General features: G+C 61.3%; 1 protein-coding gene. It reads right to left on the reverse strand.

The features are described 5' to 3' along the window. Nucleotides 1-105 precede the first annotated feature (105 nt). Nucleotides 106-1,063 (reverse strand): strawberry notch C-terminal domain-containing protein (locus tag SxD43FB_RS23735; RefSeq protein ID WP_255245891.1); only part of this gene is annotated, 958 nt, incomplete at its 5' end.

A 1,063-nucleotide genomic window follows, 5' to 3' on the forward strand; every position in this document is an offset into this window, starting at 1 on the left:
ATCAGCGACAATCAGAGCGAAGAATCGCCCTTGCCAGCGACAATCTAACCCGGCACCATGAACCCGCCGCGACAATCTGTTCTCATCCTGATAGTCGCTGACCTCTCACCCAGATCGTCGCGCTATAATCGACGGCAGATCGTCTACCAAACTCCCGTCAGCACCCTCAATCCTTAGCCCGGTCAGGTCCTGAAACCTGGACAGGCCGACAGCCTCGAGTTTGCCCATGAACAGAAGCCCGAACCAGCGGTTCAGCGCTTCCTTGGCATATGTGCTTTCAAGGTTGTCGGAGGGATCGAAGAGGTTTTGACCGCCAGTCTGGCGCTGGCCACGGGTCAGCGCACCGAGGCTGTCGAGCCGCCGGGCAATCGTCGAGATGAACCGGCGTTCGCCGCGGACGTCGGTCGTGACCGGCCGGAACAAGGGCGCAGAAGCTTGGTTTGTGCGGTTGGTGCGGCCGAGCCCCTGGATGGCGGCATCTGCCCTCCAGCCAGGCTCCAGGAGGAAGTGGACGCGCCGTGCCTGGTTCCGGGCGGAAAGGTCGGCATGGTAGCTGCGCCCCGTGCCACCGGCATCGGAAAAGACCAGGATGCGCTTGCTGCCATCCATAAATGCCTGGGTCTCGGCGATGTTGGCGCGCGGACTGCGCGACTGGAGCTTCTGCCGACCATCACGTCCAATGATAAGGCGCCGACTGCGGCCGGTCACTTCGGCGACCGCATCGACCCCGAAGCGCTCAATGATCGCATCGAGCGCAGTTGCTATCGGCGGTAGAGCGCACAGCTGCTCGATCATCCGGTCGCGCGCGGCAAGTGCCGAGCGGCACGGGACCGGCTGCCCCTGCTCGTCGACCATGGGTTCGGAACGGGGATTGCCACTCTCGTCGGTGAACACCGCCATAAGCCGCACGGGAAAGCTCTTGGCGAGATAATCGATCACGTATTCTTTGCAGTCGCAGTTTATGTCGAGCGTGGTGGCGGGAGGCGCAGGTTTCCTTCGGTTTTCCATGATTTCACTCCAGATAATTACGGTTCCCTCGACCTCAACAAGTCGAAGGAACCAA

Source organism: Sphingobium sp. D43FB (assembly GCF_002312805.1).
GTDB lineage: Bacteria > Pseudomonadota > Alphaproteobacteria > Sphingomonadales > Sphingomonadaceae > Sphingobium.